This is a genomic window from Streptomyces sp. TP-A0356 (assembly GCF_001417775.1).
Taxonomy (GTDB): domain Bacteria; phylum Actinomycetota; class Actinomycetes; order Streptomycetales; family Streptomycetaceae; genus Streptomyces.
The window spans coordinates 1-25126 of sequence record NZ_BBZJ01000034.1; the positions used below are offsets into that span (position 1 = coordinate 1).

The following is a 25126-nucleotide window of genomic DNA, read 5'->3' on the forward strand; positions in this document are numbered from 1 at the left end:
CAGAAGACGGCCGGGCCCCGTTGCGGCCCTGTGGGGATCCTGATGCGCTGGAGAAACGTCCCATCAGCGCGCGGGCCCAGGACATCGGAACAAGTGAACAGGAAAGGCGGCCATCCCATGCGCCGTACGACCCCCCACCGGACCACCACCACCGTCGTCGCCGTCGCGGCGACCCTCCTCCTCGCGGGCTGCGGCAGCCAGGGCGGTGCAGGGGCGGCCGGCAGCGGCTCGGTGTCACCGTCGGCCTCGGCCTCGGGGCCCGCGTCCGGGGCACCCTCGGGGTCGCCGTCGCTCACCCCGTCTCAGCCGTCGTCGGTCCCGCCGTCGGGGGCGCCGTCCGGCACCACGAGCGGCACGGCCTGCGCGCCCCAGGTGCAGCTCACCGCGGCCGACACGGGCCGTGTCGTCTGCCTGACGACGGGCGGCCGGATCAGCCTCACGCTGGAGGGCACCAGGGACCGGCCCTGGACCTCCGTCCGGGCCTCGGGCAGCGCGCTGAGGGCCACCAACGCCGGCATCGCCGTCCAGCCGGGCAACGCCACCGCCGCGTTCGACGCGGTCGCGCCCGGAACGGCACGGCTCACCTCGACCCGTCCGCTGTGCACCAAGCGCCCCGGCCAGAGGTCCTGCCTGGGCATCCAGGAATGGACGGTCACGGTGACGGTGACCAAGCCGTAGGGCCCTCAGCCGGCCAGATACCGCACCTGGTCCCACAACGCCGGGTCCACCACCCCCACCCGTCGCCGGAAGTGCCACAGCGGCACGTCCCACAGCTCGTCCGTCTCCAGGAAGCTGGGCCGCCCCTGGGCGTCGGCCACCGTCCCCGGGGGCAGCGGGATCACGCCGGCCCGGTCGTCGTGGTACCGGCTCGTGATCTTCGCGACCGTCGCGCTGTCCCCGTGCACCGTCAGCACCAGACACGGCCCGTCCTTGCCGCCCGACCGGTCCCGGTACGGCACGCTCGCCCACCAGATCTCGGCCGGCCGCGGATGCACGCGGGCGCGCCCCGGCGGACGCGTGGCCGCCCTGCGACGGCGCTGTCCGCGCCCCCAGCCGTCCACCAGCGTCGCGACCAGCGCGAGCAGCACCACCGCCGCCAGCGCCAGCCACCAGGACGTGTCCATGTGGATGACGGTACCGGCGCGTCCATGGCGTCGCCCGCCCTTCGCAACGCCCGTGCGCCCTGTCGTGCTCCCCGCACGCCCTTGTTCCAGCCGAACCGGTGACACCACAGGTGAGTTCCCCCACAACGGCCCCTGGCGGAGGAGCGACCCGCCCTTTTGCGTCTTACGCTCGACGAACCGCACGACCCCCGTCACCGCTCCCGTCCCTGCCTTCTGCACTTCCTGCCACGCGGAGGTTCCAGCTCTATGAAGCTCACCGTCGTCGGCTGCTCGGGGTCGTTTCCGTCCGCGGAATCGGCCTGTTCGAGCTACCTCGTCGAGGCCGACGGCTTCCGGTTGCTCCTCGACATGGGCAATGGCGCCCTTGGCGAGCTGCAGCGCCACTGCGGTCTCTACGACCTCGACGCGATCTTCCTCAGCCATCTGCACGCCGACCACTGCATCGACATGCTGGCGTACTTCGTCGCGCGCTACTACCGCCACGACGGCGGCCGCGCCGACCCGATCCCGGTGTACGGCCCGGAGGGCACCGAGCAGCGTCTGACCACCGCCTACGGCGACACGCTCGCGGCCTCTTCGATGAGCGAGGTCTTCGACTTCCACACGGTCAAGCCGGGTACGTTCGAGATCGGCCCCATCACCGCCCACACGGAACTCGTGCGCCACCCCGTCGAGGCGTACGCCATCCGCCTGGAGCACGGCGGCAGGTCGCTCGTGTACTCGGGCGACACGGGCGTGAGCGAGGCCCTGAACGAACTCGCGCGCGACGCGGACCTGCTCCTGTGCGAGGCCGCGTTCACCTACGGCAAGGAGAACATCCCGGACCTGCACCTCAACGGTCGCGAGGCCGGTGAGACGGCCGCCCGCGCCGGAGCCCGCCGTCTGGTCCTCACCCATATCCCGCCGTGGACCGACCCCCAGGTCAACCTCCTGGACGCCCGTGCCGTCTACCCCGGGCCGGTCGACCTGGCGGCGCCCCGGGCGTCGTACGAGATCTAGCCGTACGAGGTCTAGCCCTACGAGGTCTAGCCGTACGAGAACCAGTCGCGAGATCCAGGGCCGTACGGCGGCGACGGCCGGAATCGCCCGCGCACGCACGCGACCCGCGCACGCATGACCCGCGCACGCATGCGACCCGCGCACGCACGCACACGAAGAGGCCCCCGGAGGAATCCCCCGGGGGCCTGTCCGCGTAGCGCTCCTACCTGGCCTCGGCCTTCTGCAGTTCGGCCAGCTCCTCGTCGGACTCGCGGCCCGGCGTCGGCAGGTTGAACCTGGTGATCGCGAAGCGGAAGACCGCGTAGTAGACCGCCGCGAAGCACAGGCCCACCAGGACCAGGCCCCAGGGGTTGGTCGCGATGCCGAGGTTGAGGCCGAAGTCTACCGCTCCGGCCGAGAAGCCGAAGCCGTCCTTCATGCCCAGCGCCCAGGTCAGCGCCAGGGAGACACCGGTGAGGACGGCGTGGATCGCGTACAGGACCGGCGCGATGAACATGAACGTGAACTCGATCGGCTCGGTCACGCCCGTCACGAAGCTTGTCAGCGCGATGGAGAACATCATGCCGCCGACGACCTTGCGGCGCTCCGGGCGGGCGCAGTGCACGATGGCCAGGCACGCGGCCGGGAGGCCGAACATCATGATCGGGAAGAAGCCGGTCATGAACTGGCCCGCCGCCGGGTCGCCGGCCAGGAAGCGGGCGATGTCACCGCTCTTGCCGTGGTACTCGCCCGCCTGGAACCAGGGGAAGGAGTTCAGCAGGTGGTGCATGCCGATCGGGATCAGCGCCCGGTTGGCGACGCCGAAGATGCCCGCGCCGACGGCGCCCGAACCGACCAGCCACTCACCGAAGTTGTGCAGACCCGTGCCGAGCACCGGCCAGATGTACCCGAACACGATGCCGATCAGCAGGCCCGCGAAGGCCGACAGGATCGGGACGAGCCGGCGGCCGCCGAAGAAGCCGGCCCAGTCCGGCAGCTTCGTGCGGTAGAAGCGCTGGTAGAGGAGGGCGACCACGAGACCCATCACCACACCGCCGAGGACCTTGGCGTCCACGGGAGCGTCCACCATGACGACCTTGCCGTCGACGGCCTGTGCCACCTTCGGCAGGTTCTTGTCGGTGAACGTGGCGAGCACGTTCTTGAAGACCAGGTAGCCGACGACCGCCGCGAGCGCCGTCGAACCGTCCGACTTCTTCGCGAAGCCGATCGCGATGCCCACGGCGAACAGCAGCGCCATGTTGTCGAGGATCGCGTTGCCGCCGGCCGCCATGAAGCCCGCTATCTTCGTGAGGAACGAAGGGAACGACGGGCGGCCCAGCATGTCGGTGTTGCCGAGGCGCACCAGGAGGGCGGCAGCCGGCAGCACCGCAACCGGCAGCATCAGGCTGCGGCCGATGCGCTGCAGTACAGCCATCGCACCGGCGCCCTTCTTCTTCTCGGCCGCGGGAGCGGCGCTGACCGTGGTCACAACTTCCTCCAGTGGGCAAGGCGCCGCCCGGTGACAGGGGAAGGGGGACGGCGGCGTCTCCGACGGAACGGGACCGCGCACCCCGACCGGGGCGTATCGCGTGGTCTACACCACCCAGTGGTGTAGACCTGTTGTAGCAGATGAAGGGCGGATAAGGAACCCGCGATCCTGCGACCGCCGCGCTACGCGCCGTACCGGCCCGGGACATGGCAGAGGCCCCCGGATCAGGGGGCCAGGCGGGACGGTGGCATCACGGCTCGGTGACGTCCTCGACCTCCTCCTCCTGCTCCCTGCCCACCGTCTTCAGGTCGAACGTCGTGATGGCGAACCGGAAAACCGCGTAGTACACGACCGCGAAGCACAGCCCGATCGGGATGATCGCCCACGGCTTGGTCGCCAGGTTCCAGTTGATCACGTAGTCGATCAGGCCCGCGGAGAAGCTGAAGCCGTCGTGCACCCCGAGGCCCCAGGTCACCGCCATCGACACCCCGGTCAGCAGGGCGTGGACCGCGTACAGCAGCGGCGCGACGAACAGGAACGAGTACTCGATGGGCTCCGTGATGCCCGTGACGAACGACGTCAGCGCCACCGACAGCATCATCCCGCCCACCTCCTTGCGACGGCTCGGCCTGGCGCAGTGCGTGATCGCCAGCGCGGCGGCGGGCAGCGCGAACATCATGATCGGGAAGAAGCCTGACGTGAATTGCCCCGCGTGCGGGTCCCCCGCCAGGAACATGTTGATGTCGCCGTGCACCACCGTCCCGTCCGGCTTCGTGTAGCTGCCGAACTGGAACCAGACCGGCACGTTGAGGAACTGGTGCAGCCCCACGACCAGCAGCGCCCGGTTGGCGACGCCGAACAGGCCCGCGCCCCACGCCCCGAGCCCCACCAGCCAGTCGCCGAAGCGCTCGAGACCGCTCCCGACCGGCGGCCAGATCCACAGACACAGCGCCGCGAACGCGATCCCGACGAACGCCATGACGATCGGCACCAGCCGGCGGCCGTTGAAGAAGCCGAGCCAGTCCACCAGCCTCGTACGGTGGTAGCGCTGCCAGAAGAACGCCGAGAGCAGCCCCATCACGATGCCGCCGAACACCCCCGGATTCTGGTACGTGAAGGCGGTCACCGAGTGGTCCGCCGCCTGGCAGCCGATCGCGGGCAGTGCCTTCGTCCCGCCCGCGCAGTCGTTCGGGAACTGGTGCAGCACGTTGTAGTAGACGAGGAACCCCGCGACCGCCGCGAGCGCCGTCGACCCGTCCGCCTTCTTCGCCATGCCGATGGCGACCCCCACGCAGAACAGCATCGGCAGCCCGAGCGAGCCGTCGAGCAGCGCACTGCCCGCGCCCGCCATCACCCTGGAGACATCGGTCCAGCCCAGTCCGTCCTTGCCGAACACGTCGGGCTGGCCCAGCCGGTTGAGGATGCCCGCCGCGGGCAGCACCGCGATCGGGAGCTGGAGGCTGCGCCCCATCTTCTGCAGCCCCTGGAACAGCCGGTGCCCGCGGGCGCGGCCGGGCGCCGCGGGGCTCCCCGCACTCATCGGCGTCCCGAGCCGGTCATCGGCGTCCTCCGGCACACAGTTTGGCGACCGTTCCTCAGGTGGTGTAGACCAGTCGGGGGACGGTCGCGCCGTCGTGAACGCCATCCTCGGGGACGGACGACATGACCGCTCGCAAAGTTGGGCCAACTGTGGGTTACTGCGACAAAGCGGTTCGGATCAGGGAGAGAAGACATGGCCAGCAAGGCTGAGAAGATCGTTGCCGGGCTCGGCGGCATCGACAACATCGACGAGATCGAAGGATGCATCACCCGACTCCGCACCGAGGTCAACGACCCCTCGCTGGTCGACGAGGCCGCCCTGAAGGCCGCGGGCGCGCACGGCGTCGTCAAGATGGGCACCGCCATCCAGGTCGTCATCGGCACGGACGCGGACCCGATCGCGGCGGAGATCGAAGACATGATGTGAGGCGCCGGGCGCGCCAACGGGTCCCGGAGGACCGCCGGCGGGTCCAGGCGCTCACTCGGAAGGGGTCCATTCCGCCGCGGGAGGGGCCCCTTCCGCAGCTACGGATAGGCTCGGGGCCATGTCTCGAATCGACGGCCGAACCCCTGACCAGCTCCGCCCCATCACCATCCAGCGCGGCTGGAGCAAGCACGCCGAGGGCTCCGTCCTCGTCTCCTTCGGTGACACGAAGGTCCTCTGCACCGCCTCCGTCACCGAGGGAGTGCCGCGCTGGCGCAAGGGCAGCGGGGAGGGCTGGGTCACCGCCGAGTACGCCATGCTGCCCCGCTCCACCAACACCCGGGGTGACCGCGAGTCGGTCAAGGGCAAGATCGGCGGCCGTACGCACGAGATCAGCCGGCTCATCGGCCGCTCCCTGCGCGCCGTCGTCGACTACAAGGCGCTCGGCGAGAACACGATCGTCCTCGACTGCGACGTGCTGCAGGCGGACGGTGGCACCCGCACCGCGGCGATCACCGGCGCGTTCGTGGCGCTGGCGGACGCGGTGGCCTGGGCCCAGCGCAAGAAGCTGGTGAAGCCCGGACGGAAGCCGCTGACCGGCACCGTCTCGGCCGTCTCCGTGGGCATCGTGGACGGCGTACCGCTCCTGGACCTCTGCTACGAGGAGGACGTCAGGGCCGAGACCGACATGAACGTCGTCTGCACCGGCGACGGCCGCTTCGTGGAGGTACAGGGCACGGCGGAGGCGACACCGTTCGACCGCAAGGAGCTGAACGCCCTGCTCGACCTCGCGGCCGCCGGCTGCGAGGAACTGGCGGCGATCCAGCGCACGGAGCTGGAGGCAACCGCATAGGGGCCCTTCGGCGTTCTCAGGGATAGCCGCACGGTTGCGGTGGCAGGCGCACGGGACGTGCCGCGCGCCCGCTCGCAGCCCCGTACGACCACCGAAGCGTCGGGCGCGCCGGATCGCCCGGCGCGTCCACGGGAGAGTGCGGCACCGTCCACGGGGAGGGAACCGTTCCATGGCCGCGCGCCACCGCCGAGGCATTGCCACCGCCGCGTTCGCCGCCGTCGCCGTACTCGCCGCCGTGGGCGCGAGCTCCGGCTGCGACGTCGTCGACAAGGCGATCGACTGCGTGCAGACCGCCGACACGATCGCCGACAGCGTCACCGGTCTCCAGCAGGCCGCCGAGAACGCGGCGAACGATCCGGCGCGGACGAACGCCTCCCTCGACTCCATCGAGAAGAACCTCGACAAGATCGGCGACAGGACGGGCAACGTCGACGTCAACAAGGCGGTGGACGACCTCCGCAAGGCCGTCACGAACGTCCGCCAGGCCATCGGGAACGGCGACCGCACCCCCGACGTCGGCCCGGTCACGGACGCGGCGGGGGAGCTGACGAAGGTCTGCACGTCGTAGCGGACCGGCACGGGGGGTGCGGCGAGGCGGGCGTCGGCGGCGCACGATACTGGGGGACATGACCCGCCTGATCCTCGCCACACGCAACGCCGGAAAGATCACCGAACTGAAGGCGATCCTCGCCGAAGCCGGCCTCCCGCACGACCTCGTCGGCGCGGACGCCTACCCCGACATCCCCGATGTCAGGGAAACCGGTGTCACGTTCGCCGAGAACGCCCTGCTGAAGGCCCACGCACTGGCCGGGGCGACGGGACTGCCCGCGGTCGCCGACGACTCGGGTCTGTGCGTCGACGTCCTCAACGGCGCGCCGGGCATCTTCTCGGCGCGCTGGGCGGGCCGGCACGGCGACGACAAGGCGAACCTGGACCTGCTCCTGGCCCAGATCGCGGACATCGACGACGCCCACCGGGGCGCCCACTTCGCCTGCGCGGCGGCCCTGGCCCTGCCGGACGGCACGGAACGCGTGGTCGAGGGCCAACTGCGCGGCACCCTGCGCCACACCCCGTCCGGCACGAACGGCTTCGGCTACGACCCGATCCTGCAGCCGGAGGGCGAGACGCGCACCTGCGCGGAACTGACCCCGGAGGAGAAGAACGCGATCAGCCACCGCGGCAAGGCGTTCCGCGCGCTGGTGCCGGTGGTACGGGAGCTGCTGGGCTGACGACGAGGGTCCACCCGGTTCCCGCTCCGGGTGGACCCTCGTATCGATCGCGTGCGGCCGGTGGGATTCGAACCCACACGGGCGTGAACCCACTGGGACCTAAACCCAGCATGACTGCCAGTTCCATCACGGCCGCTCACGCGGTCGGCGTGCGCGACCGCGGCGCTCAGTCTACGGGCAGGCCGAGTCGCGCCGCGAGGGGCACCGCGTCATCCGGCGGTCCTACGGTGCCGTCGCCGCACGGCAGTTCGGTCTCAGCGCCCGGCCGCCGCCTTCAGCCCCCCACATGCTCGCGACAGCAGGAGGGGAACGGCAGAGGGGCCCGTGACGGTGGTCACCGGCCCCTCTTCCTGAGTGATCTACAAGTGCCTGAGTGATCTACAAGTACAGGCCCGTGGAGTCCTCCGACCCCTCGAAGCGGTCCGCCGCCACGGCGTGCAGGTCGCGTTCGCGCATCAGGACGTACGCGGTCCCGCGCACCTCGACCTCGGCCCGGTCCTCCGGGTCGAACAGGACCCGGTCGCCCGGCTCCACGGTCCGCACGTTCTGCCCGACCGCGACGACCTCGGCCCAGGCGAGGCGGCGGCCGACGGCCGCGGTCGCGGGGATCAGGATGCCGCCGCCGGACCGGCGTTCGCCCTCCGCGGCGTCCTGCCGCACGAGCACACGGTCGTGCAGCATCCGGATGGGCAACTTGTCGTGGTGGGTCTTCTCGCTCACGCCTTGAACCTACCTGCCCTCGACGGCCTCGTGCGCGGCCGGGTCAGCGCTTGCGCCGCTTGGCGCCGACGGCCAGCAGCCCGACGACCCCGACCACGACCAGCGCGACGGGCACGACGCGCTCCAGCCGTGGCGCGCCGTCCTCCGTGACCAGCTGCCCCTTCACCTGGCTGACGACCCGGTTGACGCCGACATAGGCACGCCCGAGCGTGTGATCGACGTGGGAGACGACCTTGGCCTTGGCGTCCCCGACGATCGTCTTGGGGTGCACCCGGACGCCGATCTCGTCGAGCGTCTCGGCCAGCGTTTCGCGGCGGCGCTTGATGTCCGCCTCGATCTGCGCCGGAGTTCTGGTGTCCGGTGTGCTCGACGTGTCCGCCACCGCGCTTCCTCCGTGGTCGTTTGCGACGTGTTCCGCGCAATTCCTGCTTCTGTGGTCGACAGTCTGTCAGCTTCGGGCCGAACACACTCCTCGGCACCCCTATGGAGGGGCCGGAAGCGGATTAGGCTCGTCGGGTAATCCGCCCCTTGCCACGTGAGGTTCCGATGAGCGAGCGACTCCAGCCCGGCGACACCGCCCCCGCCTTCACCCTGCCCGACGCCGACGGCAACGGGGTCTCCCTGGCCGACCACAAGGGCCGCAAGGTCATCGTGTACTTCTACCCGGCCGCGCTCACCCCTGGCTGCACCAAGCAGGCGTGCGACTTCACGGACAACGTGGAGCTGCTGGCGGGCGCCGGCTACGACGTCATCGGCATCTCCCCGGACAAGCCGGAGAAGCTCGCGAAGTTCCGCGAGAAGGAGTCCCTGAAGGTCACCCTCCTCGCCGACCCCGACAAGGAGGTCCTGGAGGCCTACGGCGCGTTCGGCGAGAAGAAGCTGTACGGCAAGACGGTCGTCGGTGTCATCCGCTCCACGGTGATCGTGGACGAGGAGGGCAAGGTCGAGCGTGCCCTGTACAACGTGAAGGCGACCGGGCATGTGGCGAAGATCATCAAGGATCTGGAGCTCTGACGGTCCGCCCTCGGCACGAACGGCCCGCACCGGCTTGATCCGGTGCGGGCCGCTTGCGTGCCGGTGCGGGCCGGTGAACCGCGCCGCTACGGCCTTGAGCCGCGCGTCCTCACGCCCCCGCCCCGCCCGTGGTGCCGCCCGTCGGCGGTGTCCCCCCGGTGCCGGTCGTCCCCCCGGCCCCGGTGGTGCCGCCCGCGCCGGTGGTGCCGCCCGTCGGCGGAGTCCCTCCCGTGCCCGTCGTCCCCCCGGCCCCGGTGGTGCCGCCCGTTGCGCTGGTGCCCCCGGTCCCGGTCGCGCCGCCGGTGCCCGGAGTGCCCGTGGTGCCCGTCGTGCCGTCCGCCCCGGGTGTGCCGCCGGTGGTCTGGCCCTGGGTCTGGCCCTGGTCCTGGCCCGGGACGGTCTGGTCACCCGTCGTGCCGCCGTTGTCCTGGGTGCCCGTGGCCCCCGGCTGCTGGCTCGTGGGGTCCGTGCTGGGCTCGATCGTCTGGTCCGCGCCGGCCTGCAGGTTGAGATCGAAGTCCTTGACCGCCTTGCCCTGCAGGGCGGCGCCCGTGAACTGCGCCCAGATCTGCGCGGGCGCGCCGCCGCCATTGATCCGCGGCAGGCCCATCGCGCCGTACAGCGACTCGTGTCTGCCGGTGTCCGGGTCCTGGCCCATCACCGACACCACCGTCGCCAGGTCCGGGGTGTAGCCGGCGAACCAGGCCGCCTTGTCCTCCTCCGCCGTGCCCGTCTTGCCCGCGGCGGGCCGCCCGGCGGCCTGCGCGTTGGTCGCGGTGCCGTTGTCCACCACGCTCCGCAGGACCGCGGTGGTCGTGTCGGCCGCCTCGCGGCTCACCGCCTGCCGGGTCTGCTGCTGCGGCAGCTGGACGTCCTGGGTGCCGTCCTTGGCGACCTTCTCGACCAGCGTGTAGACACCGTGCTTGCCGTGGTTGGCGAGCGTCGCGTACGCCTGGGCCATGTCGAGCACGCTCGCGGTGGCCGTGCCGAGCGCGATCGACGGATACGGGTGCAGGTCCGGCGTGTCCGCGGGCACGCCGAGGTCGACCGCGGTCTTCTCCACCTTGGACGGGCTGACGTCCACCGCCATCTGCGCGTACACGGCGTTGACGGACTTGTCCGTGGCCTGGCGGACGGAGAGCGGGCCGTAGGACTGGTTGTCCTCGTTCTCGGGCGCGTACGCCGCGCCGCTCCAGCCCTGTACCGGGCGCTTGTCCGTGCCGTCGTACACCGTGTTCGGGGTGATCGTGACGCCGTCCTGCGTCTGGGCGCCGTTCTCCACGGCGGAGGTGAACACGAACGGCTTGAACGTGGAGCCGACCTGGTAGTCGCGCCGGGTGGCGTTGTTGACGTACTGCTTCGTGTAGTCGATGCCGCCGTACATCGCGAGGACCTTGCCGGTGGCCGGGTCCATGGCCACGCCCCCCGCGCGGACGTACCGGTCGACCTTGCGGTTCTGCTTGTCGAGCTTGGACATCACCTGGTCGTCGACGGCCTTGACGAAGGCGTCCTGCTTGGACTTCTGCAGGGTGGTGGTGATGCGGTAGCCGCCGCCCGCCAGGGTGTCCTCGTCGATGATCTTGTTGGTGGTGAGGTAGTCCTTGACCGCCTGGACGAGGTAACCGCGCTGGCCGGACAGCCCCGTCCCGGCGGCCTGCTGCCTGGGCGCCGGGAACGTCACCTTCTGCCGCTCCGCCGCGCTCAGCCAGTTCTTCTTGACCATGCCGTCGAGGACGTAGTTCCAGCGGGCCATGGCGGCACCCTTGTTCTCGGGGTGCGCGATCACGTCGTACTCGCTCGGCGCGTTCAGCAGCGCCGCGAGGTAGGCGCCCTGGCCGACCGTGAGGTTCTTCGCGTCCACGCCGTAGTACGCCTGCGCGGCGGCCTGGACGCCGTACGCGTTGCGGCCGAAGAAGCTGGTGTTGAGGTAGCCCTCCAGGATGTCGTCCTTGCTCTTCTCGCGGTCGAGCTTTATCGCGATGAAGAACTCCTTCACCTTGCGGGTGACGGTCTGCTCCTGGCCCAGGTAGTAGTTCTTCACATACTGCTGGGTGATCGTCGAGCCGGACTGCTTCCCCTTGCCGGTGGCGGTGTTCCAGGCGGCGCGGACCATCGCCTTGGGGTCGACCGCGGACTCGGAGTAGAAGTCGCGGTCCTCGGCGGCGAGCGCCGCGTGCTGGGCCGCCCTGGAGATCTGCGCGAGCTGCACGTTCTCACGGTTGACCGGGCCGACGCGGGCCAGTTCGCTGCCGTCCGCGTACAGGTAGACGTTGCTCTGCTGGGTCGCCGCCGCGTTCGCCGCCGGGATCCTGACCATGTAGTAGCCGACCGCGAAGAGGCCGATGAGGACCAGTAGCCCGGTGACGCAGGTGGCGAGCACCGTCCGCCAGGTGGGGATCAGCCGACGCCATCCCGTGCGCCCGGGCCGCTTCGGCTCCTCACCGGGGAGCGCCCCCGGGGCCGCGGGCTGGGGCTGTCTGGGTGCCAAGCCCTGGCTGCTGTGCTGCGGCTGCGGCTCGTCGCTCATCGTGGTGCCGGATCTCCCGTTTCGCGTCGTACGTTCCGTACGTCCTCGTACGCCATGTGCGTCCCCCGAAGAAGACTGTCGCACCTTCCGTTCCGTTCCCGACACGAGGGACGCGTCCCTGGGAAAAACGTGTGGTACGCCACTTCGTGCGGGCGCTAGGCTCCAGCGCTTCGCCCGGCTCGCGCCGAAGGAGGTTGCCGTGGGGACAGGGCGGTTGTACGCCGCCGTCGCCGCCAGCGGTTTCCGGCGGTACGCGACCTACCGGACCGCGACCGCGGCGGGGGTGTTCACCAACACAGTCTTCGGAGTGATCTTGGCATACACGTACCTCGCCCTGTGGCACGAGCGGCCCCACCTCGGGGGGTACGTCCAGGCACAGGCGTTGACGTACGTGTGGGTCGGTCAGGCGCTGCTCGTCGCGGTCTCGGTGATGGGCGGCGGCTTCGAGGACGAGCTGATCGAGCGTATCCGTACGGGCGACATCGCGATCGACCTGTACCGGCCCGCCGATCTGCAGTTGTGGTGGCTGGCCGGGGACCTGGGCCGGGCCCTGTTCCAGCTGCTGGCCCGGGGCGCGATCCCGATGGCGGCCGGCGCGCTGCTGTTCCGGCTCGCCCTGCCCACCCGCCCGCTGACCTGGCTGGCGTTCCTGGTCGCCGTCGTGCTCGGCACGGTGGTGAGCTTCGCGATCCGCTTCCTGGTCGCGCTCACCGCGTTCTGGCTGATGGACGGGGCGGGCGTCGCCCAGATCTCCTGGATCACCGCGACCTTCTGTTCGGGCATGCTGCTGCCGCTCAACGTCTTCCCGGGCGTGCTCGGCGAGATCGTGCGCGCCCTGCCCTGGGCGTCGCTGATCCAGGCCCCCGCGGACATCCTGCTGGGCGCGGCGGACCCCCTGACCACGTACGCCCGCCAACTGGCATGGGCGGTGGCGCTGCTCGCGGCCGGGCGGCTGCTCCAGTCGGCGGCGACGCGGCGGGTGGTGGTCCAGGGTGGCTGAGAGCTCCCAGTCGTACGGCCGTGCGCGGGAAGGCCTGCGCGCCTACGGACTGGTCGCCGCGATGTGGATCCGCTCCACGATGGCCTACCGGGCCTCCTTCGTGATGAGCACCCTCGCCAACTTCGCCGCAACCGCGCTGGACTTCGTCGCGATCCTGCTGATGTTCTCGCGGGTCGACGTGCTCGGTGGCTACCGGCTGCCCGAGGTCGCCTTCCTGTACGGCCTCTCGGCGACCGCCTTCGGGCTCGCGGACCTCGCGATCGGTTCCATGGACCGGCTGGGGCGGCGGGTGCGCGACGGCACGTTGGACACCCTCCTGGTGCGTCCCGCGCCCGTCCTCGCGCAGGTCGCCGCGGACCGCTTCGGGCTGCGTCGGCTCGGCCGGGTGACACAAGGGGTGTGTGTCCTGGGATACGCGGTCGCCGCGCTCGACATCGCCTGGACCCCGCTGAAGGCGGTGATGATCCCGCTGATGGTGCTGAGCGGCGGCCTGATCTTCTGCGCGGTGTTCGTGGCGGGCGCGGCCTTCCAGTTCGTGGCACAGGACGCCTCGGAGGTGCAGAACGCGTTCACGTACGGCGGTACCACGCTGCTGCAGTACCCGCCGACGGTGTTCGCCAAGGAGCTGGTGCGCGGGGTGACCTTCGTCCTGCCGCTCGCCTTCGTCAACTGGCTGCCCGCCCTGTACGTGCTGGGGCGGCCGTATCCGCTCGGCCTGCCGGGGTGGGCCGCCTTCACTCCGCCCCTGGTCGCGGCGGGCTGCTGCGCGCTGGCGGGGCTGGCGTGGCGCGCGGGACTGCGTTCGTACCGGAGTACGGGGAGCTGAGGGGCATATGGAGGGTGCATCGGTGGACGGTGGCTTCATCGAACTGGAGCGGGTCGAGAAGGTCTTCGACGTGCGCAAGAGGACCGGCTTCCTGAAGAGCGAGCGGCGGCAGGTGCGCGCCGTCGACTCGATCTCCTTCACGGTGGCGCGCGGCGAGATGGTCGGCTACATCGGTCCGAACGGCGCAGGGAAGTCCACCACCATCAAGATGCTGACCGGGATCCTGACGCCGAGCGGAGGCCGGCTGAGGGTCGCCGGGATCGATCCCTCTCGCGAGCGGACGAGACTGGCCCGGCGCATCGGGGTGGTGTTCGGGCAGCGCACGACCCTGTGGTGGGACCTGCCGCTGATCGACTCCTACCGGCTGATGCACCGTATGTACCGCATCCCGGACGGCCGTTACCACGAGAACCTCGACCAGTGCGTCGAACTCCTCGAACTGGGCGGCCTGTTGGACGTGCCGGTACGGCAGCTGTCGCTGGGGCAGCGGATGCGCGGCGACATCGCGGCGGCGCTGCTGCACGACCCCGAGGTGCTGTACCTCGACGAGCCGACGATCGGCCTCGACGTGATCTCCAAGGCCAAGGTGCGGGACTTCCTGCGGGACCTGAACGCCGAGCGCGGCACGACGGTGCTGTTGACCACCCACGACCTGCAGGACATCGAGCAGTTGTGCTCGCGCGTGATGGTCATCGACCACGGGCGTCTCATGTACGACGGTCCGCTCGCCGGGCTGCACGAGGTGGGCGACGGCGAACGCACCCTCGTGGTCGACCTGGAGCGGGAGCTGCCGCCGATCCAGGCGCCGCCCGCTCGCGTGGTGCGGGTCGAGGGGCCGCGGCAGTGGCTCGCGTTTCCCGCCTCGGAGTCGGCGGCCCCGCTGGTGGCGCGCGTCGCGGCCGAGTATCCGCTGGTGGACCTGTCGGTGCGGGAGCCGGACATCGAGGCGGTCATCGCGAAGATGTACGCCGGCCAGGCGGTACGGGCCGAGCGGGCGCTCCCGTAGGCGGGGGCGGCCCTCCTCCCTGACCCGGCATCCCTCGTAGCCCGGCGCCCGCGATCCTCGTAGGCTGACGCCTATGACCGACGCAGCGTCTTCCGGGGGAAGCGACGATCAGCGGCCGACGCCGCAGGCCCCCCATCCCGCCGCCCCGGAGCTCCGCGCCTCCGACGCCGACCGCGAACGGGTCGCCGAGGTCCTGCGGGACGCCCTCGCGGAGGGCCGCCTCGACATGGAGGAGTTCGAGGAGCGGCTGGAGGCCACGTACAAGGCCCGGACCTACGGGGAACTGGCCCCCATCACCCGGGACCTGCCGGTCGCGGGCGTTACCGCGCCGACCGTGTCGCTGACCAAGGAGCCTGCGGAGAGCGGGGGTTGGGCGGAGCGGATCGTCGGGGGCGGCGGGTCGTCCTCGTGGGCCGTCGCCGTGATGTCCGGGTTCCAGCGCAAGGGGCGCTGGACGGTGCCCAAGCGGTTCAACTCCTTCGCCTTCTGGGGCGGCGGTGAGATCGACCTGCGGGAGGCGTACTTCGCGGACCGTGAGGTCGAGATCAACTGCGTCGCGATCATGGGCGGGGTGAACGTCATCGTGCCGCCCGGGGTCCAGGTGGTGGTGCGCGGCATCGGGATCATGGGCGGCTTCGACCACCGTGAGGAGGGCGTGCCGGGAGAGCCGGGCGCGCCGCGCGTGATCGTCAACGGGTTCGCGTTCTGGGGCGGGGTCGGCATCGAGCGCAAGATCACCCGGGCCGAGCGGCAGCGGCTGAAGGAGGAGCGGCGCCAGGAGAAGCTGGAGCGCAAGGCCGCCCGCAAGGAGCTGCACGCGTCGCTGCGTGAGCGGTACGAGACCCACCGCGACATGCTGGAGGATCATCGCGAGCTGGGGCGCGAGCGACACGAGGAGCGCCGCGAGCTCCAGCGGGAGCGCCGGGAGGCCCGTCGCGAGGGGCGCGACAGGCGCCGCAACGGCTACTGACCGGAGCATGCCGGGTGGACCCCCGGGCCCGACGGGGTGGGGGAGTACGTGGTCACGAGCACGTCGGAGTCGCGCGGGACGGCGATGCGCACGGCTGACCACCTGCCCACCGGGGGCCAGGAAGACCGAGGCGGCGACCGCGGAGGTGAGCCGGCGCATGGTCCCGGCGGCCGCGGCCGCGTCGTCCCCGGCGGCGACCGCGAGGGAGGCGTGCGTGATGGCCGGCGGCTGCCGGCCGTGGCGATGGGACAGCGTGATACGGGCACTCGTACCGCCGACGCCGACGCCGACGCCGACGCCGACGCCGACGTGCACGACGTCGCGCACGGACCGTCCGGACATCGCGAGGCACAACCGGAACGCCCCGACCCGACCCTGACGAGACCCTGAAATGCCCCGGGACTTCTCCGTCCGGACAGACGCCGGGAACTCCCGCTCCGTTCCAGGAGTCGGTCAGGAAGGGACAATGTGTAGCGGGGTACGTGAACGGGTGGAGTGGATGGAACGCACGAAACCGGATGAAGTGGTCGCCGTAGGGCTGTCCCGCGCGGGGACGGCCACGAACCGGGCGATGACGGCCTTCAGCCCTGCCGACGAGGAGAAGCGCCGGGGCGTACGCCGGATGAAGGGCATGGCGAGCGGGCTGCTGCTCCTCGTGGCGCTCGTGTACGCCCTCGCCAAGGGCGCAGAGAACGCGGGCGCGGGCCCCTGGGCCGGCTATGTCGCGGCGGCGGCCGAGGCCGGCATGGTCGGCGCGCTCGCCGACTGGTTCGCGGTCACCGCGCTCTTCAGGCACCCGCTGGGCCTGCCCATCCCACACACGGCGATCATCCCCAACAAGAAGGACCAGCTCGGGGTCTCCCTGGGCGAGTTCGTCGGCGAGAACTTCCTCTCCGAGGAGGTCGTACGCCAGCGCCTGCACGCCGTCGGCATCAGCAGACGTCTGGGCGCCTGGCTCGCCGATCCGGAGCACGCCGACCGGGTGACGGCGGAACTGGCGACCGCCCTGCGCGGCGCCCTCACCGTCCTGCGCGACTCCGACGTCCAGGCCGTGGTCGGCGAGGCCATCACCCGCCGCGCCGACGCCCAGGAGATAGCGCCGGGACTCGGCAAGATGCTGGAGAAGGTCGTCGCGGACGGCGGCCACAGGCGGTTCGTGGACCTCATCTGCCTGCGTGCCCACGACTGGCTCGTCCTGCACGACGACCAGGTCATGACCGCCGTCCAGGACGGCGCCCCCGGCTGGACCCCCCGGTTCGTCGACAAGAAGGTCGGCGAGCGTGTCTACAAGGAGCTGCTCCGCTTCGTCACCGAGATGCGGGACGCCCCCTCCCACCCGGCGCGTGGCGCCCTCGACCGGTTCCTCGCCGACTTCGCCTCCGACCTGCAGTCCGACACCGACACCCGTGCGCGCGTGGAGCGGCTCAAGGGCGAGGTGCTGGGCCGCGGCGAGGTCCAGGACCTGATCGCCTCCGCCTGGACGGCCGTACGGTCCATGATCGTGTCCGCCGCCGAGGACGAGAACAGCCAGCTGCGGCTGCGCGTGCGGGCCTCGCTGCTGGCGCTCGGCGCGCGTATGGCCGCCGAGCCGAGGACCCAGTCCAAGGTGGACAAGTGGGTGGAGGGCGCGGCGGTGCACGTCGTGACGACGTACCGCAAGGAGATCACCTCCCTGATCACGGACACGGTGGCCGGCTGGGACGCCGCGCACACCACACGCAAGATCGAGGCGCACATCGGCCGTGACCTGCAGTTCATCCGGATCAACGGCACGGTGGTGGGCTCGCTGGCCGGACTGTTGATCTACACCGTGTCGCGGGCGCTCGGGGCGTAACCGGCGGCCGAGCGGGAACTCGGGTCGCGTGCGGCCGGGTGCGAGGACACCCGGCGCCCTTGAGGAGGAAGCCATGTCCGTCACCGCGCCCCCACCCGGCACGGTCACCACCGCCATCCCCGCCCGACTTGATCGCCTGCCCTGGTCGCGCTGGCACTGGACGATCGTGATCGGACTCGGCACGGTATGGATCCTCGACGGCCTGGAGGTCACGGTCGTCGGCAACATCGCCAGCCGTCTGTCGGAGCCCGGCAGCGGGCTGCCGATCACCTCCGGGCAGGTCACCGGCCTGGCGGCCGCGCTGTATGTGGCGGGCGCCTGTTCGGGCGCCCTCTTCTGGGGCCGCCTGACCGACCGCTACGGCCGCAAGAAGCTCTTCATGATCACCCTGGCGGTCTACCTCGGGGCGACCGCCCTGACCGCGGTCTCCTTCCAGTCCTGGTGGTTCTTCCTCTTCCGCTTCCTCACCGGTTTCGGCATCGGCGGCGAGTACGCGGCCATCAACTCCGCGATCGACGAGCTGATCCCGGCGAACTACCGCGGACGCGTCGACCTGATCATCAACGGCAGCTTCTGGCTGGGCGCGGTCGGCGGTTCGCTGCTGTCGATCCTCGCGCTGAACACGAGCTTCCTGCCGAAGGACGTCGGCTGGCGGCTGACATTCGCCCTGGGCGTCGTCCTCGGCCTGGCCATCCTGCTGGTACGACGGCACGTTCCCGAGAGCCCGCGCTGGCTGCTGATCCACGGCAGGGAGCAGGAGGCGGAACGGGTGGTGTCCGAGATCGAACGGCGCGTCGAGGCGGAGAAGGGCCAGCCGCTTCCGCCGCCCCGGGGCGTGATCACCATCCACCAGCGCGAGAGCATCGGCTTCGCCACCATCGCCCGCACGGTCTTCCACGACTACCGCAAGCGCGCCATCCTCGGCTTCTCCCTCTTCATCGGGCAGGCCTTCCTCTACAACGCGATCACCTTCGGCTTCGGCGCGATCCTGACCAGGTTCTTCAACGTCCCCGCCGACCACACCGGCTACTACTTCGCCGTCATCGCGATCGGCAACTTCTGCGGCCCGCTGCTGCTCGGCAAGCTCTTCGACACGGTCGGCCGCCGGGTGATGATCTCGTCGACGTACCTGCTCTCGGGTGTGCTGCTGTTCGGCACGGCCTGGCTGTTCTCACGCGGCGTGCTGAGCGCGGGCACACTGACCGCGTGCTGGTGCGCGGTGCTGTTCTTCGCCTCGGCGGGCGCGTCCAGTGCGTATCTGACGGTCTCCGAGGTGTTCCCGATGGAGACGCGGGCCATGTCCATCGCCTTCTTCTACGCGATCGGCACCGCGGCCGGCGGCATCAGCGGCCCGATCCTGTTCGCGGAGCTCACCAACACCGGGCGGGTCGGTGACACGGTTCTCGCCTTCCAGATCGGCGCGGCCCTCATGTGCGCGGCGGGACTGGTCGCGGCGCTGCTCGCGGTACGGGCGGAGCGGCGGTCGCTGGAGGACATCGCCAAGCCGCTCACGGCGACGACGGTGGGGGCGCAGGCGACGCCGTAGGCGCGAGGGCCCAGAGGCCACAGGGCGATCTGAGTATCCATACTCTGTCCGCTCCACGGCGGGGCGGGAACTCTCGTACGCATGACCGAGAAGCTGCTCCGCCCCATGCGAACGCGCCCCATGCCCGAGCGCTGGCTGATCCGCCTGCTCGGCGCCGCCCTCGCGGCAGCGGCGTACCTCCTGTGCCTGCCGTGGGACCTGCGCAACCGGCCGGCGACCCCGGAAGCCGCCCAGGAGACGACGCCCGTGACGGTCGCCGGGGTCCTCCTCCTCGCACTGGCCCTGCTGCTCCTGGCGGCCTACTTCGGCCACTGGGACGGCCTGGGCTGGCCGCTGCTCCTGGTGGCGGCGCCCCCGGCCGCCCTGATGTACGCCTCCTTCCGCACCCACCCCGGACCGGACGCCTCGTTCAGGCCCCTGGCCTGGGGCTCCTTCACGCTGCTGATCGCAGGCGGGGTGTTCGTGGCGGCCGGCGTGGCGCGGACGTTCCGGGGGGAGTGGGCGAGGGAGGACCCGATGCTCTCCAACCCGCTGTAGTCGTACGGGGATCGGGCGCCTGAAGTCGTACGCGGCTCAGGCGCCTGTAGCCGTAGGGGGGCTCAGGCGCCTGTAGCCGTAGGGGGGCTCAGACGCCGTAGAAGTACCGCGTCCCCTTCTCGATGAAGTGGGACGCGTAGACGCGTCCGAGGGCGGGCTTGCCGCGGTACATGCCCACGTACTGGTGGGTGCTGTCGACCACGACCGGCCGGGCCATACAGGCGAACCTGGTGCGCTGCTGGGCCTCCGCCCAGTGCACGGCGGCCGGTTCGACGTTCTCGCTGACCAGGACGGGGAAGGCGCCGACCCCGGTCTGCAGGCCCACCGGCAGCCCGCCCTTGGTGTCCTTGGCGTACCTCAGGACGCTGTCGGTGAAGCTCTCGATGGCCTGCACGGTGATCTCGGGGACCATGGCGGCCACCGTGAACAGATGCAGGTTCGTGGCCATCCAGCGCAGCCGGAAGTCCGAGCGCCGCCCCACCAGCACCTGGGTGCCCGCCCAGTCCTCCCACCGCGTGCTGCACCCGTCGGCCGTCAACCGTGCCTGGAGGGCGGTGAGGTAGGCCCTCGACGCCGACTGCTGCTGCCCGTACACCTGTCCGTACATGAGCGGGATCCTAAGCCCAGCGCCCCTAGGCACCCGTGGTGGATCCCGGGCGCACGATCATCAGGACGGTGACGGCGGCCCACAGGAGGTTGAAGATCCCGGTCACCATGGCGAGCCGGACGGTCGCCCGCTCGTCCACCCCGCCTCTCTCAAGGCCCTCGCCTCCCTCGACGACCTCCAGGATCGCGCCCTGCCGGGGCAGCACCAGGGCGGCGAGCACGGCCGCGGCGAGCGCGGTCAGCACGATCGACACGATCAGCCAGGCGTCACCGAGCACGCCCATGTCGCGCGCGGTGGCGAACCCGAACGCCGGGACGACGACGCCCACGACGGCGTACACCCGGCAGATGCGGTGCAGGAGCGCGAGGGTGTCCCGGTTCTCCCGGGGCCGGGCGAGCGCCTTGCGCGCGGTGGGCGGGAACATGCTCGCGGCGACGGTGACGGGCCCGATGGCGACGATCGCGGCGAGGACGTGGACGGCGAGAAGGAACTTGGTCACGGGCCGAGGCTAGGGGCCCGCGCGGATCTTGAGGAAGTGGCGGAATTGCCAGTCCCCGACGGATTCTCGCCACAAGCCCGACCGGGGTTGCGACATGGCTCGCCGTCCAGTGGCCTTTCCCGCGCACGACCCCCTGCTTGGCCAGAACCTGTCGCACCCCTAGGCTCTCGCCATGCACACCGTGGCCGTCCTGGCGCTCGACCAGGTGATCCCCTTCGACCTCTCGGCCCCGATCGAGGTCTTCTCGCGCACCCGGTTGCCCGACGGGCGGCTCGCGTACCGGGTGCGGATCTGCGCGGCGACGGAGGAGGTGGACGCGGGTACGTTCCGGATCCGGGCGCAGTACGGTCTCGACGCGCTGGCCGAGGCGGACACGATCATCCTGCCGGGCACGGCGGATCCGACGCTGCCGTTGCCGGAGGGCGTGGCGCAGGCCCTGCGCGCCGCCGCGGCGAACGGGACACGCATCGCGTCCGTCTGCGCGGGCGCGTTCGTGTTCGCGGCGACGGGCCTGCTGGACGGACGGCGCGCCACGACGCACTGGGTGGCGGCGCCGGTGCTGGCCGAGCGCTATCCGGCGGTGACGGTCGATCCTGACGTGCTGTACGTCGACGAGGGCCAGTTCCTCACCTCGGCCGGGGCGGCCGCGGCGCTCGACCTGTGCCTGCACATGATCCGCAAGGACCACGGCTCAGCGGTCGCGGCGGACGCGGCCCGGCTGTCGGTGATGCCGCTCGAACGCGAGGGCGGGCAGGCCCAGTTCATCGTTCACACCCGGCCGCCGGCCCCCGCCGGAGCCACCCTGGAGCCGTTGCTGCACTGGCTGGAGGAGAACGCGGACCGGGATCTGACCCTGGACGACATCGCGGCCCGTGCGGGCATGAGCGCCCGCACCCTGAACCGCCGCTTCCGCGAACAGACCGGCACGACGCCGTTGCAGTGGCTGCACCGGGCGCGGATCCGGCGCGCGCAGTACCTCCTGGAGACGACGACGCACCCCGTCGAACGTATCGCGGCCCAGGCGGGCTTCGGTTCCCCCACGGCGTTCCGGGACCGTTTCAAACGAGTGGTCGGCACCAGCCCGTACGCGTATCGGCGGGCGTTCCAGGGGGTACCCGCCCCGGTGGGCGCCGGGCACGGTGCGAGGCATGCCCCCCGAACGGGCTAGGTCGGAATGCCGGTACATCGGGGAGCGGCGATGGTGGGGATCACATGGTGGGGTCACCCGCCTGTCTGTCCCGACGCCCCCCATCCGGTCGGTGCCGAACCCACCAGGAACCTCGATGAGCCGACGTCCGACGCACGTAGCAGTCGTCTCCGACTGCCCGCTCCTTCAGCAAGGTCTGGCGCTCGTCATCGACGGCGCGCCCGACCTGCAGAGAGTGACCTCCGTCAAGCGCGTCGGTGCGCGGCGATACGACGCGGGTGACGCGGACGTGGTCGTGCTCAACATGCAGGTCTCCGTCAGGGAGACGTGCGACCTCGTCGCCGGACTGCATCGGCAGAACCACAGTGTCGTCGTGCTGTCGCCCTCCAAAGCGCAGACCGACCTCGTCCTGGCCATCGAAGCGGGCGCCCAGGGATACCTGAGTCAGCAAGCGGGGGAGGCGGAGCTGTTGACGGCGGTGCGTACCGTCGCCTCCGGTCGCAGCTACTTCTCCGCGGAATTCCACAGTCAGCTGGGGCAGAAGCACCCGTTCGACATCACTGACCGGGAACGAGAGATCCTGGTGCTCGTCGCGAGCGGTGCCACCGATCGTGAGATCGCGTCCAAGCTGAACATCAGCGAGCACACGGTGCATTCGCACCTGGACCGATTGCGCAGTAAGACCGGCGTCCGCCGCAGGGCCGACCTCACACGCCTCGCGCTGCAGGGTGGCGTGGCCGATGAGCTGTCGGACGAGGGGTGGTCCGGCTAGCCGAGGGGTGGTCCGCCAGAAGGGTCCTGGCCGCGCCGGTCGGCGACGGCCCATGAGGCGAGCGCGACGGCTCCGGCGACCCCGAACACGGCCGGCCATGCGCCCACCTTCCTGGCCAGCGGGTGCGACCCGGCGAAGGCGGCGACGTATGCGGCACTCAGCGTCCCGGCCGCCGCGCCACCGGCCTGCCGCCGCCACCGCTGGGCGGCGGTGGCTCCCGCCACGGCCAGCACGGCCCCGCCGAGCTGCCGCTTCTTGCTCCAGCGCCCGGCCCCGTACCCGCCGACGAGCCCGCTCGCGGCCACCAGCGCCGTAGGAACCTTCGCCATCGCTGTCCGCCTCCCGCTGCTGCGTCCTGTCCCGGCCATTTCGGCGACACGAGGCTAACTCCGCGCCGGGACACGGGCGCGCCGGGGGCGAGCCGGGCGCGCCGGTGGCCGTGCCGGGCGCGCCGGTGGCCGTGCCGACACGCCGCCCAGGTGAGGGGTTGAGTCAGAGGTTGTCAACTTTCTGCCCTCGCGCTATATAAGAACCCGAAGGGCATCGCACCCAGTGCCTCAGTGAAGGGAGTGACCGTGATGCTCATGCGCACCGACCCGTTCCGCGACCTCGACCGGCTCGCTCAGCAGGTCTTCGGCTCCTCGCAGCGCCCCGCCGCGATGCAGATGGACGCCTACCGGTCCGGTGACGAGTTCGTCGTCCACTTCGACCTCCCCGGCATCGACCCCGAGACGATCGACCTGGACGTCGAACGCCACGTCCTGAACGTCCGCGCCGAACGCCGTTCCCCGGCCCCCGCGGACGCCGAGATGGTTGTGGCCGAACGTCCCACCGGGACCTTCACCCGCCAGCTGTTCCTGGGCGACACCCTGGACACGGACCGCATCGACGCCTCGTACAACGCCGGCGTCCTGACCCTCCGCATCCCGGTCGCCGAGGAGGCGAAGCCGCGTCGCATCCCGATCGCGGGCGGCGACAAGCCCAAGCAGCTCAGCACCTGACAGCCGCAGCGCCGAAGCCCGTCCTGCGCGCCCGAAACGCGATCTGGCACGTGTGTACGAAACACGAGTCGACACACAGGTCTAACAACGGGTCGACACACGAGTCGACACACGTGTCGAAAGACGCGTGGGACGGGTGGCGGCATTGGGGTACCCGGGAGAGGACCGGGTGGGGATACAAGCGGAGGAGTACCCGCAGGATGAGCATGACCACGACGAGCGCGGCGGCGAGGAGCACGATCGACGAGGTCGCCGCGCCGGGGATCGACGAGGTGGCCGCAGCCGACCGGGAAGGGGCGGGCGCGGTCCCGTCCCGCCCTGACTGGGGCCGCCTCCTGAAGGCCGTGAAGGAATCCGGCCAGTACCCGACGACGAGGGAGGCAGAGCGCATCACGTGCCTCGTGCTCTGCGCCCTCGGCGGCCACGTCATCGGAGACGAGCGCGTGGAACTGGCCCGACGGCTGCCCGACGAGGCGGCCCGTCTGATCGCCTCACAGATCCCGGTGCGCCGGCCGCTGACGGCCCCCGAGTTCGTCGACGCGGTCGCGGGCCGCATCGAGGGAGCCACACCGGCGACGGCCCGCTGGGACGTCGGCGCGGTCCTCGGCACGCTGCCCGCCCTGATCGGGGAGGACCTGACGGCCCGTATCCTCCGCCAACTCCCCACCGGTTACGCGCTGTTGTTCGGCAAGGCGGAACTACTGACACGGGCGGCGTGACACCAGTGCGTCGACGTCGCCCACGATCGACCCCATGACCGTGGAACGAGGGGCCGGACCCGGAGCGGTCCGGCCCCTCGCCACACGTCGGGCGACGCTTCCTCGTCACGCGAGGCCCCACCGATACGCCACCAGCCGCTGAGACGCACGTCACACCCGACCGACTCGTCCGCGTGTCACATCTGGCCGGGCCGCTCCGTCAGTGCTGTGTAACCACCAACGCGGCAAGGAGACCACCATGGACGCCCGTCTCAACTTCTACGGCAGCCCCGTCGCGGCCAAGTTCGCGAAGTACATCAACTCGGCCGGCAAGGTCGTCGCGGACTCGACCCTGCCGGCCGCGACACAGGAGCTGGTGAAGATCCGCGCCAGCCAGATCAACGGCTGCGGCTTCTGCACCGACATGCACACCAAGGACGCCGCGCACGCCGGGGAGACCTCGGTGCGCCTGAACCTGGTCGCGGCCTGGCGGGAGGCGAAGGTCTTCACCGACGCGGAGCGGGCGGCCCTGGAACTGACCGAGCAGGGCACCCGGATCGCCGACGCGGCCGGAGGCGTCACCGACGAGGCCTGGGCGAACGCCGCCAAGCACTACGACGAGGAGCAGCTCGCCGCCCTGGTGTCCCTGATCGCCCTCATCAACACCTACAACCGCATGAACGTGATCATCCAGCAGCCCGCCGGCGACTACCAGCCGGGCCAGTTCGCCTGACGGTGACCAGGGGCCCGGTGGCCGATGCCGCCCACCGCGCACGCGCGGCATCG

28 protein-coding genes, 1 tRNA gene and 1 pseudogene are annotated in these 25126 nt (G+C 70.9%); 19 read left to right on the forward strand and 11 right to left on the reverse strand.

Annotated elements, in window-relative coordinates; all coding sequences use genetic code 11:
* Positions 1 to 117 precede the first annotated feature (117 nt).
* Positions 118 to 678 carry a hypothetical protein gene (locus tag ASC56_RS32885; protein ID WP_055495252.1) on the forward strand — a complete coding sequence of 187 codons (561 nt, stop codon included), beginning with the start codon at positions 118 to 120 and terminating at the stop codon, positions 676 to 678.
* 5 nt (positions 679 to 683) lie between these two features.
* On the opposite strand, the gene ASC56_RS32890 is transcribed toward ASC56_RS32885, so the two are convergent.
* Complete coding sequence (locus ASC56_RS32890; protein ID WP_055495253.1) at positions 684 to 1124, reverse strand: type II toxin-antitoxin system PemK/MazF family toxin; 441 nt, start codon at positions 1122 to 1124, stop codon at positions 684 to 686.
* A 246-nt stretch (positions 1125 to 1370) separates the two neighbouring features.
* On the opposite strand from ASC56_RS32890, the gene ASC56_RS32895 reads away from it, so the two are divergent.
* On the forward strand, positions 1371 to 2123 hold the full coding sequence (locus ASC56_RS32895; RefSeq protein ID WP_055495254.1) for an MBL fold metallo-hydrolase: 753 nt from the start codon (positions 1371 to 1373) through the stop codon (positions 2121 to 2123).
* A 202-nt stretch (positions 2124 to 2325) separates the two neighbouring features.
* Here ASC56_RS32895 and ASC56_RS32900 read toward each other — a convergent pair whose 3' ends face one another.
* Both ASC56_RS32900 and ASC56_RS32905 read right to left on the reverse strand, forming a co-directional pair.
* Complete coding sequence (locus ASC56_RS32900; protein ID WP_055495255.1) at positions 2326 to 3591, reverse strand: PTS transporter subunit EIIC; 1266 nt, start codon at positions 3589 to 3591, stop codon at positions 2326 to 2328.
* A 250-nt stretch (positions 3592 to 3841) separates the two neighbouring features.
* On the reverse strand, positions 3842 to 5131 hold the full coding sequence (locus ASC56_RS32905; RefSeq protein WP_055495334.1) for a PTS transporter subunit EIIC: 1290 nt from the start codon (positions 5129 to 5131) through the stop codon (positions 3842 to 3844).
* A gap of 192 nt (positions 5132 to 5323) precedes the next feature.
* Between ASC56_RS32905 and ASC56_RS32910 the strand changes: the two genes are divergently transcribed.
* The 4 genes from ASC56_RS32910 (at position 5324) to rdgB (ending at position 7636) form a co-directional block, all read left to right on the forward strand.
* Positions 5324 to 5557: a glucose PTS transporter subunit EIIB gene (locus ASC56_RS32910; RefSeq protein WP_055495256.1), complete on the forward strand. Its 234-nt coding sequence runs from the start codon at positions 5324 to 5326 to the stop codon at positions 5555 to 5557.
* Positions 5558 to 5675: 118 nt separating this feature from the next.
* Positions 5676 to 6407 carry a ribonuclease PH gene (rph, locus tag ASC56_RS32915; protein ID WP_055495257.1) on the forward strand — a complete coding sequence of 244 codons (732 nt, stop codon included), beginning with the start codon at positions 5676 to 5678 and terminating at the stop codon, positions 6405 to 6407.
* Positions 6408 to 6576: 169 nt separating this feature from the next.
* On the forward strand, positions 6577 to 6975 hold the full coding sequence (locus ASC56_RS32920; protein WP_055495258.1) for a hypothetical protein: 399 nt from the start codon (positions 6577 to 6579) through the stop codon (positions 6973 to 6975).
* Between the two features lie 58 nt (positions 6976 to 7033).
* On the forward strand, positions 7034 to 7636 hold the full coding sequence (rdgB, locus tag ASC56_RS32925; protein ID WP_055495259.1) for an RdgB/HAM1 family non-canonical purine NTP pyrophosphatase: 603 nt from the start codon (positions 7034 to 7036) through the stop codon (positions 7634 to 7636).
* Positions 7637 to 7688: 52 nt separating this feature from the next.
* On the opposite strand, the gene ASC56_RS32930 is transcribed toward rdgB, so the two are convergent.
* The 3 genes from ASC56_RS32930 to ASC56_RS32940 form a co-directional block, all read right to left on the reverse strand.
* Positions 7689 to 7772 (reverse strand) — tRNA-Leu (locus tag ASC56_RS32930).
* A 242-nt stretch (positions 7773 to 8014) separates the two neighbouring features.
* Positions 8015 to 8356 carry a co-chaperone GroES gene (locus ASC56_RS32935; RefSeq protein WP_055495260.1) on the reverse strand — a complete coding sequence of 114 codons (342 nt, stop codon included), beginning with the start codon at positions 8354 to 8356 and terminating at the stop codon, positions 8015 to 8017.
* Positions 8357 to 8399: 43 nt separating this feature from the next.
* Positions 8400 to 8738 carry a DUF3618 domain-containing protein gene (locus ASC56_RS32940; protein ID WP_055495261.1) on the reverse strand — a complete coding sequence of 113 codons (339 nt, stop codon included), beginning with the start codon at positions 8736 to 8738 and terminating at the stop codon, positions 8400 to 8402.
* A 164-nt stretch (positions 8739 to 8902) separates the two neighbouring features.
* Here ASC56_RS32940 and bcp point away from each other — a divergent pair, with 164 nt between their 5' ends.
* Positions 8903 to 9370, forward strand: coding sequence for a thioredoxin-dependent thiol peroxidase (bcp, locus tag ASC56_RS32945; protein ID WP_055495262.1), 468 nt, complete (start codon positions 8903 to 8905; stop codon positions 9368 to 9370).
* A 109-nt stretch (positions 9371 to 9479) separates the two neighbouring features.
* Here bcp and ASC56_RS32950 read toward each other — a convergent pair whose 3' ends face one another.
* On the reverse strand, positions 9480 to 11897 hold the full coding sequence (locus tag ASC56_RS32950) for a transglycosylase domain-containing protein (protein ID WP_055495263.1): 2418 nt from the start codon (positions 11895 to 11897) through the stop codon (positions 9480 to 9482).
* 199 nt (positions 11898 to 12096) lie between these two features.
* On the opposite strand from ASC56_RS32950, the gene ASC56_RS32955 reads away from it, so the two are divergent.
* The 4 genes from ASC56_RS32955 (at position 12097) to ASC56_RS32970 (ending at position 15699) form a co-directional block, all read left to right on the forward strand.
* Complete coding sequence (locus ASC56_RS32955) at positions 12097 to 12897, forward strand: ABC-2 family transporter protein (protein ID WP_055495264.1); 801 nt, start codon at positions 12097 to 12099, stop codon at positions 12895 to 12897.
* A complete protein-coding gene (locus tag ASC56_RS32960) occupies positions 12890 to 13723 on the forward strand; it encodes an ABC transporter permease (RefSeq protein ID WP_234377173.1) in 834 nt (277 codons plus the stop codon). The genes ASC56_RS32955 and ASC56_RS32960 overlap by 8 nt, the downstream gene beginning before the upstream one ends.
* 7 nt (positions 13724 to 13730) lie before the next feature.
* Positions 13731 to 14729 (forward strand): ATP-binding cassette domain-containing protein, encoded by a 999-nt coding sequence (locus tag ASC56_RS32965; protein WP_055495265.1) that lies wholly within the window; start codon positions 13731 to 13733, stop codon positions 14727 to 14729.
* Between the two features lie 73 nt (positions 14730 to 14802).
* Positions 14803 to 15699, forward strand: coding sequence for a DUF1707 domain-containing protein (locus tag ASC56_RS32970; RefSeq protein ID WP_055495266.1), 897 nt, complete (start codon positions 14803 to 14805; stop codon positions 15697 to 15699).
* A gap of 23 nt (positions 15700 to 15722) precedes the next feature.
* Here ASC56_RS32970 and ASC56_RS42415 read toward each other — a convergent pair.
* Positions 15723 to 16041, reverse strand: a pseudogene (locus ASC56_RS42415) (SGNH/GDSL hydrolase family protein); the annotation flags it as partial.
* Positions 16042 to 16165: 124 nt separating this feature from the next.
* Here ASC56_RS42415 and ASC56_RS32980 point away from each other — a divergent pair.
* The 3 genes from ASC56_RS32980 to ASC56_RS32990 all read left to right on the forward strand — a co-directional run bounded on the left by ASC56_RS32980 (position 16166) and on the right by ASC56_RS32990 (position 19616).
* Entirely contained in the window at positions 16166 to 17533 is a 1368-nt protein-coding gene (locus ASC56_RS32980) for a DUF445 domain-containing protein (RefSeq protein ID WP_055495268.1), read from the forward strand.
* 73 nt (positions 17534 to 17606) lie between these two features.
* Positions 17607 to 19079, forward strand: coding sequence for an MFS transporter (locus tag ASC56_RS32985; RefSeq protein ID WP_055495269.1), 1473 nt, complete (start codon positions 17607 to 17609; stop codon positions 19077 to 19079).
* 81 nt (positions 19080 to 19160) lie between these two features.
* A complete protein-coding gene (locus tag ASC56_RS32990; RefSeq protein ID WP_055495270.1) occupies positions 19161 to 19616 on the forward strand; it encodes a hypothetical protein in 456 nt (151 codons plus the stop codon).
* A gap of 88 nt (positions 19617 to 19704) precedes the next feature.
* On the opposite strand, the gene ASC56_RS32995 is transcribed toward ASC56_RS32990, so the two are convergent.
* Both ASC56_RS32995 and ASC56_RS33000 read right to left on the reverse strand, forming a co-directional pair.
* Positions 19705 to 20223, reverse strand: a complete 519-nt coding sequence (locus ASC56_RS32995; protein WP_055495271.1) for a hypothetical protein — start codon at positions 20221 to 20223, stop codon at positions 19705 to 19707.
* 25 nt (positions 20224 to 20248) lie between these two features.
* Positions 20249 to 20722: a DUF2269 family protein gene (locus ASC56_RS33000; protein ID WP_055495272.1), complete on the reverse strand. Its 474-nt coding sequence runs from the start codon at positions 20720 to 20722 to the stop codon at positions 20249 to 20251.
* A 172-nt stretch (positions 20723 to 20894) separates the two neighbouring features.
* Between ASC56_RS33000 and ASC56_RS33005 the strand changes: the two genes are divergently transcribed.
* Positions 20895 to 21890 carry a GlxA family transcriptional regulator gene (locus ASC56_RS33005; protein ID WP_055495273.1) on the forward strand — a complete coding sequence of 332 codons (996 nt, stop codon included), beginning with the start codon at positions 20895 to 20897 and terminating at the stop codon, positions 21888 to 21890.
* A gap of 115 nt (positions 21891 to 22005) precedes the next feature.
* The gene (locus ASC56_RS33010; RefSeq protein WP_055495274.1) at positions 22006 to 22641 is read left to right on the forward strand and encodes a response regulator transcription factor; all 636 of its coding nucleotides are present in this window, start codon (positions 22006 to 22008) and stop codon (positions 22639 to 22641) included.
* Here the strand turns inward: ASC56_RS33010 and ASC56_RS33015 are convergent.
* Positions 22638 to 22970 (reverse strand): hypothetical protein, encoded by a 333-nt coding sequence (locus tag ASC56_RS33015; protein ID WP_055495275.1) that lies wholly within the window; start codon positions 22968 to 22970, stop codon positions 22638 to 22640. The two genes, ASC56_RS33010 and ASC56_RS33015, sit on opposite strands and share 4 nt — an antisense overlap.
* 249 nt (positions 22971 to 23219) lie before the next feature.
* Here ASC56_RS33015 and ASC56_RS33020 point away from each other — a divergent pair, with 249 nt between their 5' ends.
* The 3 genes from ASC56_RS33020 to ASC56_RS33030 all read left to right on the forward strand — a co-directional run bounded on the left by ASC56_RS33020 (position 23220) and on the right by ASC56_RS33030 (position 25073).
* Positions 23220 to 23642 (forward strand): Hsp20/alpha crystallin family protein, encoded by a 423-nt coding sequence (locus ASC56_RS33020; RefSeq protein WP_199836132.1) that lies wholly within the window; start codon positions 23220 to 23222, stop codon positions 23640 to 23642.
* A gap of 206 nt (positions 23643 to 23848) precedes the next feature.
* Positions 23849 to 24361: a DUF2267 domain-containing protein gene (locus ASC56_RS33025; protein WP_079102870.1), complete on the forward strand. Its 513-nt coding sequence runs from the start codon at positions 23849 to 23851 to the stop codon at positions 24359 to 24361.
* A 238-nt stretch (positions 24362 to 24599) separates the two neighbouring features.
* Positions 24600 to 25073, forward strand: coding sequence for a carboxymuconolactone decarboxylase family protein (locus ASC56_RS33030; RefSeq protein WP_055495276.1), 474 nt, complete (start codon positions 24600 to 24602; stop codon positions 25071 to 25073).
* The last annotated feature ends 53 nt before the right edge of the window (positions 25074 to 25126 follow it).

Bases quoted from the DNA above. Each gene is read 5' to 3' on its own strand.
- ASC56_RS32885 (WP_055495252.1), top strand. From the start codon at position 118: ATGCGCCGTACGACCCCCCACCGGACCACCACCACCGTCGTCGCCGTC.
- ASC56_RS32890 (WP_055495253.1), bottom strand. From the start codon at position 1,124: ATGGACACGTCCTGGTGGCTGGCGCTGGCGGCGGTGGTGCTGCTCGCG.
- ASC56_RS32895 (WP_055495254.1), top strand. From the start codon at position 1,371: ATGAAGCTCACCGTCGTCGGCTGCTCGGGGTCGTTTCCGTCCGCGGAA.
- ASC56_RS32905 (WP_055495334.1), bottom strand. From the start codon at position 5,131: ATGAGTGCGGGGAGCCCCGCGGCGCCCGGCCGCGCCCGCGGGCACCGG.
- ASC56_RS32910 (WP_055495256.1), top strand. From the start codon at position 5,324: ATGGCCAGCAAGGCTGAGAAGATCGTTGCCGGGCTCGGCGGCATCGAC.
- rph (WP_055495257.1), top strand. From the start codon at position 5,676: ATGTCTCGAATCGACGGCCGAACCCCTGACCAGCTCCGCCCCATCACC.
- ASC56_RS32920 (WP_055495258.1), top strand. From the start codon at position 6,577: ATGGCCGCGCGCCACCGCCGAGGCATTGCCACCGCCGCGTTCGCCGCC.
- rdgB (WP_055495259.1), top strand. From the start codon at position 7,034: ATGACCCGCCTGATCCTCGCCACACGCAACGCCGGAAAGATCACCGAA.
- bcp (WP_055495262.1), top strand. From the start codon at position 8,903: ATGAGCGAGCGACTCCAGCCCGGCGACACCGCCCCCGCCTTCACCCTG.
- ASC56_RS32950 (WP_055495263.1), bottom strand. From the start codon at position 11,897: ATGAGCGACGAGCCGCAGCCGCAGCACAGCAGCCAGGGCTTGGCACCC.
- ASC56_RS32965 (WP_055495265.1), top strand. From the start codon at position 13,731: ATGGAGGGTGCATCGGTGGACGGTGGCTTCATCGAACTGGAGCGGGTC.
- ASC56_RS32970 (WP_055495266.1), top strand. From the start codon at position 14,803: ATGACCGACGCAGCGTCTTCCGGGGGAAGCGACGATCAGCGGCCGACG.
- ASC56_RS32980 (WP_055495268.1), top strand. From the start codon at position 16,166: ATGTGTAGCGGGGTACGTGAACGGGTGGAGTGGATGGAACGCACGAAA.
- ASC56_RS32985 (WP_055495269.1), top strand. From the start codon at position 17,607: ATGTCCGTCACCGCGCCCCCACCCGGCACGGTCACCACCGCCATCCCC.
- ASC56_RS32990 (WP_055495270.1), top strand. From the start codon at position 19,161: ATGACCGAGAAGCTGCTCCGCCCCATGCGAACGCGCCCCATGCCCGAG.
- ASC56_RS32995 (WP_055495271.1), bottom strand. From the start codon at position 20,223: ATGTACGGACAGGTGTACGGGCAGCAGCAGTCGGCGTCGAGGGCCTAC.
- ASC56_RS33005 (WP_055495273.1), top strand. From the start codon at position 20,895: ATGCACACCGTGGCCGTCCTGGCGCTCGACCAGGTGATCCCCTTCGAC.
- ASC56_RS33010 (WP_055495274.1), top strand. From the start codon at position 22,006: ATGAGCCGACGTCCGACGCACGTAGCAGTCGTCTCCGACTGCCCGCTC.
- ASC56_RS33015 (WP_055495275.1), bottom strand. From the start codon at position 22,970: ATGGCGAAGGTTCCTACGGCGCTGGTGGCCGCGAGCGGGCTCGTCGGC.
- ASC56_RS33020 (WP_199836132.1), top strand. From the start codon at position 23,220: ATGCTCATGCGCACCGACCCGTTCCGCGACCTCGACCGGCTCGCTCAG.
- ASC56_RS33025 (WP_079102870.1), top strand. From the start codon at position 23,849: ATGACCACGACGAGCGCGGCGGCGAGGAGCACGATCGACGAGGTCGCC.
- ASC56_RS33030 (WP_055495276.1), top strand. From the start codon at position 24,600: ATGGACGCCCGTCTCAACTTCTACGGCAGCCCCGTCGCGGCCAAGTTC.